Annotated in this window: 3 protein-coding genes; all 3 read left to right on the plus strand. The window is 52.2% G+C overall.

Features of this window, described 5'->3' with window-relative positions:
• Positions 1 to 372: hypothetical protein (locus EKO24_RS22490; RefSeq protein WP_161990540.1), on the plus strand; the 372-nt coding region annotated here is incomplete at its 5' end.
• Positions 372 to 1,334, plus strand: coding sequence for a diguanylate cyclase (locus EKO24_RS00660; protein WP_127030615.1), 963 nt, complete (start codon positions 372 to 374; stop codon positions 1,332 to 1,334). The genes EKO24_RS22490 and EKO24_RS00660, both read left to right, overlap by 1 nt.
• A gap of 103 nt (positions 1,335 to 1,437) precedes the next feature.
• Positions 1,438 to 5,347: CHASE domain-containing protein (locus EKO24_RS00665; RefSeq protein WP_143733134.1), on the plus strand; the 3,910-nt coding region annotated here is incomplete at its 3' end.

The following is a 5,347-nucleotide window of genomic DNA, read 5'->3' on the forward strand; positions in this document are numbered from 1 at the left end:
GCGCTTCATGCCGCCTCCGAAGCCCTGGAAGCGGAGCTGAAACAAGGAGGGGTGGTCTTGAGCCTTGAGCACTTCCGGGAAGTTGCGGAGCGGACCCTGGCGGCGATTGCCGCCCTGCATCCGCACGAAGATATGCTGCCGGAGGCCGGCGACCGCGACGCGCTGAACCTTGCCGCCGCAGGACTGGACCAACGGCTGCAAGACAACGACTTCATTTCCGAAGCCTTGTTGAATACGCTTAAACTGCATCTGGACATGGACCAACTGGATGTGTTTGCCTGCTTGCGCCGGCAGATTAGCGACCTTCACTACGACCAAGCCCGCCGGACTTTGCGCCAACTTGCCGAACTACCGGATATTCAGGAGACTTAATGATTATACCCAAAGGGCATAAGTTTCGTTTGAGCAGACAAGCTGCTCAACTCAGCTTTAACACTCAGCAACGGCCAATGATTTTAGTTGTTGACGATGTTCCGTCCAATGCGGCGATTCTTGAGGAGGCCTTAAGTTCTGCGTACCGAATCAAAGCGGCGAGCAATGGAGTCGATGCGCTGAGAATTGCGCAACGCGAGCGGCCGGACCTGATTCTGCTGGATGTGATGATGCCCGGCATGGATGGCTTTGAAGTATGCCGGCATCTAAAGGAAGACGTGCATACGCAAAATATTCCGGTGATTTTTGTGACGGCCAAGAATGCCGATGCCGACGAAGAATTGGGATTGAATTTGGGGGCCGTTGACTATATCGGCAAGCCGTTTGTGGTTGCGATTGCCAAGGCGCGGATCCGTAACCATATTCGCCTCAAGCAACAAGCCGACCTGCTGGAATCCTTGTCATTACTCGATGCACTGACCGGTATTCCGAATCGCCGCCGTTTCGACGAGGCGTTGGCAACGGAATTGAAACTCGCTATCCGCAATGCCAAATCGCTTTCGCTGTTAATGATCGACATCGATCATTTCAAGCAGTTCAACGACTATTACGGACATAGCGCCGGCGACGAATGCTTGAAAATGGTCGCCGCGGAGCTATCGAAAAGTGTGCTTCGTCCGAGAGATTTGGTGGCGCGTTACGGCGGCGAGGAGTTTGTGGCGATTCTGCCGGGAACGGATCGGCTATCTGCTTTGCAGATTGCCGAACGCTTACGTAAAAATATCCAAAAACTTGGCTTACCTCACGCCTATTCCGGAGCGGGGTCTGTGGTTACTATTAGCGTGGGGGCTGCCACTCAAGCCAAGATCACGAAAAATTTCCTGCCGCAGATGTTGAGAGATGCGGCAGACAAAGCGCTTTATATGGCAAAGGGTAGGCGAAACCGGGTGTGCTTTCACTAAAGAACGGATAGAGTAGATGCCTGCTCAGGCCATGGATAAAATTTTTCCATGACTATTCAGTTTATGCTGACCAAAAATATAGAAAAAACAATGCCATATTCATATGCCTCAAGATAATTGTAAGCTTTCTGCCGTTAACTCGCCACCGGTTCGGTCTTATGAGTGGGTATTGCAAATTATAGGGGTGGCCTTTGCCTATTCTGTAACCGGCAAGCTCGGCACATTGCTGGCTATTCCCCCCGGCTACGCAACGGCCGTCTGGCCGCCGTCCGGTATCGCTTTGGCAGGTATTTTGACTTACGGGTATCGGGTTTGGCCGGGCATACTGTTGGGAGCGTTTCTGGTTAATTTTTCAAACGCTTTAGTCGCCGGTTCTCTTACAGAAATTCTCACGTCGGTCGTCATTACTCTGGCTATGAGCTGTGGAGCAAGCTTGCAAGCAGTTGCCGGCGCTTATTTAGTTTACCGCTATGCCGGGTTTCCCAACTCGCTTACACGAGAGAAAGAAGTCTTATTGTTCTTTTTCTTTAGCGGCATTTTAAGCACTTTGGTCAATTCGACTATCTCCGTCTCAGCCTTAGTGGCTACTGCGCGGATTCCTACGACTAATTTTCTGGCCAGCTGGGGAACGTGGTGGCTGGGGGATGCATTGGGGGTATTTATCTTTACCCCGCTTGTTTTGATTTGGGCGCGGCATTCCAGCGAACTTTGGCGTAACAGACGAATAGCGATAACTCTGCCGATTACCGCGATGTTCGTGCTGACAACAATAGGCGTTTTTTATGAGTCGCAAAACGACAGTGAACAATTAAAGTTTGAATTTAATCGGCAATCGGCCGCGTTGAAAGTAGCGTTGGAAAAATCGGTTATAACTCATACCGAGGTGTTACGTTCTCTCGAAAGTCTCTACGCCGCTTCGACAGCGGTTGGCAGGGAAGAATTCCGAACCTTCGCAGCGCATCCTTTGACTAATTTACAAGGCATTCAGGCGCTGGAATGGAGTCCGGTTGTTTTATCTTCCGCGCGGGACGGATTCGAAACAAGCCTGAAGCGGGAAGGCTTTCATGATTTTAATATTACAGAACGCGATACCGGTGATAATCGGCTTATCCGGGCGGGGAGTCGTCCGGAATATGTCCCGATTAGTTTCGTTGAACCTTATCAGGGCAACGAAAACGTATTGGGTTATGACCTGTATTCCAATGATATTCGGCGAGAGGCCATTAACCGGGCGAGGGATACTGGTGAGATTGCGATAACCGCCCCGATTACGCTAATTCAGGAACGCGGCGATCAATATGGCGTTCTCGCGTTTATGCCCATTTACCGTAATGGCCTCCCTCACCAAACCCCGGAGGACAGGCAGCGCAATATTTTAGGTTACGTGGTAGAGGCATTTCGGATCGAAGACATTGTTGGCGTTGCGTTTAAAGAGTTGAATAGAGAAAATTTATTCTACAGGCTTATTGACGAGACAGCTCCGGCAGCAGAGCAATTGGCTTTTTCCAGCGATTCGAAAGGAGCGGATCCTGTTACCCTGCAAGAAAAAGGTTTGTTCGGAAGAAATTTTTCTCTGATGAGCCGTTCAGTTATTTCAGTAGGAGGCCGGTCATGGCGGTTCGAAGTCTTTCCTTCATTGGCTTACTTTTCCTACCATCACTCAGACAACATATGGCTGATCTTATTGGCCGGCTTGATATTAAGCAGCATAGTCAGTGTATTCGTTATGGTCTCATCCGGCCGCGGGAGCTTGCTGCTACGGCTTGTAGAAGAACGGACAGCTGCGCTGGTAGAGAGCGAGAACCGTTTGCAATGCGCATTGGATGACAGTAACAGCTCCAAAGAAGCATTGGAAAATGTGCTTTTTGCGGCCACCGATGTCAGTATCATCGCGACCGATGCCGATGGATTGATTACGACGTTCAACCGCGGCGCCGAACTCATGCTGGGCTATTGCGCAGATGAAATGATAGGCAGGCAGACACCTGTCATTATTCATTTAGCCGAGGAAATTGAGTACCGTGGGCATGAGCTGACGTCCGAATTGAATTATCCCGTTTCCGGCTTTGAAATCTTTGTGCTTAAGGCCCGCCAATTGGGGCAGGAAACTCGCGAATGGACTTATGTGCGCAAGGATGGCTCGCAGCTAAAGGTTACTCTGGTTGTGACCCCTATTCGCGGTATACAAGGCGAAGTCAGCGGTTATCTTGGGATTGCTCAAGATATCACCGAACAATATATCGCCCAAAATGCGTTGGAGAAAAGTGAAGTCAAACTACGCAAATTATTTGAACTTTCGCCGCTGGGTATCGCAATGACCGACATGAACGGGCAATTCGTCGAGTTCAACGAGGCTTTCCGCCATATTTGCGGTTATTCTTCCGACGAACTCAAAGCCATCGATTATTGGCAGCTGACGCCCAAAAAATACAACGCTATAGAGCAGCAGCAACTCCAGTTACTCAGGCAAATAGGCCGCTATGGCCCCTATGAAAAGGAATATCAACGTAAGGACGGCAGCCTCGTTCCTTTGCGGCTGAATGGAGTCTTGGTTAAAGGAACGGACAATAACGATTACATCTGGTCTATCGTTGAAGATATCTCTGCCTCCAAAAGAGCCGAAGAAGCCCTGCGCCAGGCTAAATTGACAGCAGATAACGCCAATAGAGCCAAAGGCGAGTTTCTCGCCAACATGTCGCACGAGATCCGCACGCCGATGAATGCGATCATCGGTCTGTCGCACCTGGCATTGAATAAAGAGATTTCTGCCGAGACGCGGGATTACCTGGAAAAAATCAGCAGTTCGTCGAATAACCTGCTGAGCATCCTGAACGACATCCTCGATTTTTCCAAACTCGAGGCAGGGCGGTTAACTATCGAGAACAGCCCGTTCGATCTTGACGAAATATTGGACAATATCCGCAACTTATTCGCCGATCAGGCCAAGGAAAAACACCTCGACTTCAACATGACTGTGGCAGCTGAGGTTCCGCGCGGCTTAATAGGCGATCCGCTGCGCTTGCAACAAGTGCTGATCAACCTGCTCGGCAATGCGATCAAATTTACCGAACAGGGCCAGGTTATGCTGACAGTCAACGTCCGGAGCATGATCCGGTCGGAAGCCAAGTTAGTGTTTAGCGTGACCGATACCGGCATCGGCATGTCCGAAGCCGATAGAGAAAAATTGTTCCAGCCGTTCAGCCAGGTGGACGGTTCGATCACCCGCCGCTTCGGCGGCACCGGTCTGGGCCTGGTGATCAGCCATAACTTGCTGCNCGAATTCGTCGTCGCCAGCGCGCCCGGCCAGGGCAGCCGATTCAGCTTCGAATTGGTGCTGGGATTGTCAGCCTTGCCTGCGCAACACCGTTCCAGGGCGCCGCTGTCGGCCCAGGGCGATTTCGGCAAACNCTTGGCCGGCATCCAGGTCGAGATCGCCGAGAACGGCCTGGAAGCGCTCGCGCTATTGGAGAGGGAGGCTTTCGATGCGGTGCTGATGGACGTGCATATGCCGGCCATGGACGGTTTTGAAGCGACCAAGCAGATCCGCAGCCAAGCCCGTTTTGCCGGGTTGCCGGTTATTGCCTTGACCGCCGGCGTCACCCAGGAGGAACGCGAGCGCTGTGCCGGGGCCGGCATGAACGACTTCATCGCCAAACCGATCAATTCGAAGAAACTGATGTGGACGCTGGTCAAATGGCTTCAGCCGCCGGCGCTTGGCGCTTCGCCCCAAAGCGCCGAATTGCTGAAGGTCGCGACATTGCCGGGTTTAGACTTGCGCAACCTGTTGGAGATGATCGGCCACAACCAGGAACTGGCGATCCGCTTGCTGTTGACGTTCAGCGACAACTGCCGGGGCTTGCCGGAGGAAATCGAAGCCTTGATTGCGGCCAAAGACCGGGCCGCGGCCCAAGAGCGGGTGCATAAACTCAAAGGCGCGGCCGGCACGATCGGCGCGATGGCGCTTCATGCCGCCTCCGAAGCCCTGGAAGCGGAGCTGAAACAAGGAGGGGTGG

This window comes from Candidatus Methylobacter oryzae (assembly GCF_003994235.2).
Classification (GTDB): domain Bacteria; phylum Pseudomonadota; class Gammaproteobacteria; order Methylococcales; family Methylomonadaceae; genus Methylobacter_A; species Methylobacter_A oryzae.